The sequence below is a fragment of the Luteolibacter sp. genome, from assembly GCF_058122085.1.
On the sequence record NZ_JBIKBQ010000187.1, the window covers coordinates 1 to 3,510 of the forward strand.

The 3,510-nt window shown below is 59.9% G+C and carries 1 protein-coding gene and 1 pseudogene; both read right to left on the minus strand.

Annotation, left to right across the window (positions count from 1 at the left end; all coding sequences use genetic code 11):
• Positions 1–1,540 (minus strand): annotated as a pseudogene (locus AC4DF4_RS18180) (hypothetical protein); the annotation flags it as partial.
• Positions 1,541–1,830: 290 nt separating this feature from the next.
• A partial coding sequence (locus tag AC4DF4_RS18185; protein WP_490049516.1) for a c-type cytochrome occupies positions 1,831–3,510 on the minus strand: 1,680 nt, incomplete at its 5' end.

The window sequence follows — 3,510 nt, forward strand, 5'->3', positions numbered from 1 at the left end:
GAAACACCTCGAAAAGCTCTGGCAATTCCCACGCGGCAATCACGGTTTGTTCGGTTCCAGAGACACCAGGCAGAGAGGTCGGGATGAACGCTTCAAGGTCTTCGACCCGCCCGCCCAAGTCATCGAGGATCAGTTGCAGTCCTTCGATTTGGGCAATCGTGTGGCCGTGCGTCTGGAATGCCGAAACTGGGCCTGCGGTGGAGATGATGACGACGTAGCCGTTCACCGCAGGCGGTTCGGCAAACGTGATGCTCAGATCGTCCTCGCCATCGAGCGTGACGGCCAGCGGCTCGACGATGGCGCGAGTGCTGCCGTTCTGACGCACGGTGACATGCAGGTCACGGGTGCCGAGGTTGTGACTGATGGTAAAGTCCGAGTTCACACCGTCTCCGATTGGCGCGACGTAGTGTTGCGAGCCGGTGATGATCTGGTCTGGCGTGAACGGCACATACGTCCTGCCGTAGGGTGGGCGGAGCCAGTCGATGTTGGCAGCGGTTTCGAGTCCCTCCCAGTTCAGTTCGCGAATCAACGAGATCGGTGCGCGGAACGGAGTGAGCGTGTAAGTCTTCGTCGGGTCGTTCTCATCTTGAATTGCGACTTCAATTTCCAACTCTGGCTTTAACTCTGCGGCACCGCGTAGTGCGGCGGCGATCTCGGCGGTGTTGAGATCGAGGATGATGGTCGGATCACCCGGCGGCGCGGAAAACACTGCGACTTCGATCAACTCCTGATCAATGCCGGCCATCGAGCCGTTGAAGGTAATGTGGGCGATATTGGTCGCCGGGTTGCTGACGGAGAACGAACCCTCATCGTCGGCGAGAACCGATAGCGCGTCCTGAATTTCGTCGGGTCCGTCGTCCACGGACAGTTCGCGGTTTTTTTTGAACCCACGGCGCAACTGGTAGGTGCCCTTGAACGTCGGCTGGATCTTGAGTGCCTGGATTTCGGGCCAGAGCGTGGTGGCCGAAGCTCCGCCTGCTTGCACTTCGCTCACGGTGGGCGCGGGCGGCACGATCAAAGCAAAGCTCGCCGTGGATGCCAGCGGTGCCTGCACGAGCCGGACCTCATGACGGTATTGACCGGCTACCTGCGTCGAGCGAACGCGCACGAACGAAACGGGCCGCAATTCGGAAAGCAGTCCCCCGACAGAGTATCCGGACAGCGCGATTTCCTGCAGGCCGGTGGAAATGATCCACGAGCCATCCTGTTTGCCAACCACCGCGTCATCCAATCCGATGGCGGCAAGGGCAGACTGGACGGCGCCCGCCGTGGCGTCGTGTGGGATCGACGCGGTGTCCTGGCCGTCCACGCTCAACACAAAAAAGCCAGTCGTCGGGCGGGCATCGACAAATCCGATGGAGGCGCGGATGTGCGTCACAATCCTCTGGACCTCGATGGGCGAACCTTCGAGCGATTCAGCGAAGCGTAGGCCGATGCGCACCTTGTCGCCCTGGACGAAGGCAGGGAACGAAACCGCGCTGCCGCCAAGCGTCGTGGTCAGCCTGCGAGTGGTGAGATTGGCGTAAACGGTGGCCTGCATGGGGATGTCCTGCCCATGCCTTCCGCGTCAACTCACAGCTCGAAATATCCAGCGTCAAACCTCGCCATGACGTGAGGAAACTGCGGTTCCAGCCCGGCGGCCTGCTCAGCTTCCTCCTCTTCCTTGCGTACGTTGTGGCTACTTGGCTGCCTTGATATTCTGCTCGTGCGCCCATGCCATCGAGGCATCCGAGAATTGGAGTTTCATCCAACCTTTTTTGTTGGAGAGTGCTTCCCCGACCTCGCCCTTTCGTGACTGGCTTTCCTAAAATCGTGGACCGTGATTTTGTCTCACCTCTGCTTGAAGACCTTGTGTTTCGGGTCGCCGCCCGAGATGAGGTAGGCGAGCAAATCGGATAACTCATCCTTGTTCATCAGGGCGATCGTCCCGGGCGGCATCATGGAGATCTGCGAGGGCTCGACGTTTGCGACGTCGCCCATGGGAGTCTTGGTGAGCACGCTGAAATCGTAGGGATTTGCGGCGATGGCGATTTCCTTATCGTTGCGGTAGATGATTCGTCCGTAGAGCTGTCCGCCTTCTTTCAGCGTGATCGTGCTGGCTTGGTATTGCTCGGAGATGGACTGGCTGGGCTCGGAAATGGCGACGAGAATATCCGGGATCGAGTAACGCTTGGCGACCGAGCCGAGGTCGGGGCCGGAGTAACCGCCGGCGCCTTCGAAGCGATGGCAGGCCACGCATCGGCCGGCTGAAAACATCTTCTTGCCGTTCTCGTAATCCCGGTTGGCGAGCTCGGTTTTAGACAGATCCTTTGCCGTCTCCGTAGTCCATCCGCCGGGCGGGCCTTTCGGCAACGGCAGCTTGCTGAGATCCACCGCGGCGACATCGCCAAGCAGCCACAAAACCGCAGATGCGTCCTTCGGTGCAAGATGCTCGATGGCGTCTTTTCGGATCGCGCGGATGTAGCCGATGAAGCTCTTGCCGCCGCTTTTCTCCAAGCTCTCGTTGAGCCACCCGAAGTAGAACTTTCGGTCGTCGAGCGTCCAGCCGGACTGAACGCGGCGGATGGAGTAGGCGTATTGGATATTCTGCGTGTTGGGGGTGTTGGTCATCGTTTTGAGGACGGCCTCTCCGTATTCGTGCCGCGCGAGCATCGCCTTGTCGTAGGCCATGGTTTTGGTCTGCGTGACCTTCATCAAAGCGACGGTCTTGCCCGCTACTTCGGGCGCGTCCAGATAGCTCAGCACCCGGCAGAGTTCGGTGTTCAGCGTTTCGTCCTGGGCGGGGTAAAGCGGGTTTAGCTTGGCGATGACGGCAGTGATCTCGGCTGGCGACGGCGCGTTCAGGCGCATGAAACACAGCGAGTAGGCGCGGAGCAGAGCGAGCTGGTCGTCGTTCTCCAAGCTCTCGAATGGAACGCCGTTGAGCTTTTCCAGCACCCGACTCGACAGCGACTTCTCGGCGTGACGGCAAAGCGCGATGGCCGCGTAGATGACGGCGCGTGGATTCGATTCCGAGAACGCCTTGTCCTGCCACAGCTTGATGTCCTGATTCTCGATGGCCAGGCGCGCTGCGTAGCGGATGTCCCGATCAGCATGCGACAAATAGGGCCACGCCTTTTCGATCGCCTCGAACCCGCCGCTGCGGCTGCCGTGGAATGCTTCGAGCGAATGACGCAAATCTCTGAGCTTCTGATTCGCGACCAGGCTCTTCTTCGGCCCGTCACGATGCGGGCCGGTGTAGCGGACGCGGTAGAGCTTCGAAGCGGTGTTGCGGCCGCCGACCAGGAAATACATGTGCCCATCCGGTCCGAAGCGCATGGCGGAAATGTTCAGAGGTGTGCCGTTGAGGAACTCCTTCTTGGTCCCGGTATAGCTCGAGCCGTTCTCTTCCATATCGACTGTGTAGATGGTCCCGAATGTCCAGTCGCAGCAGAACAGTTTGTCTTGGTAATAGTCAGGGAAGTTCGAGTGATGGCCAAAGCCAAGTCCGGTCGGCGAACCCGGGCCGAT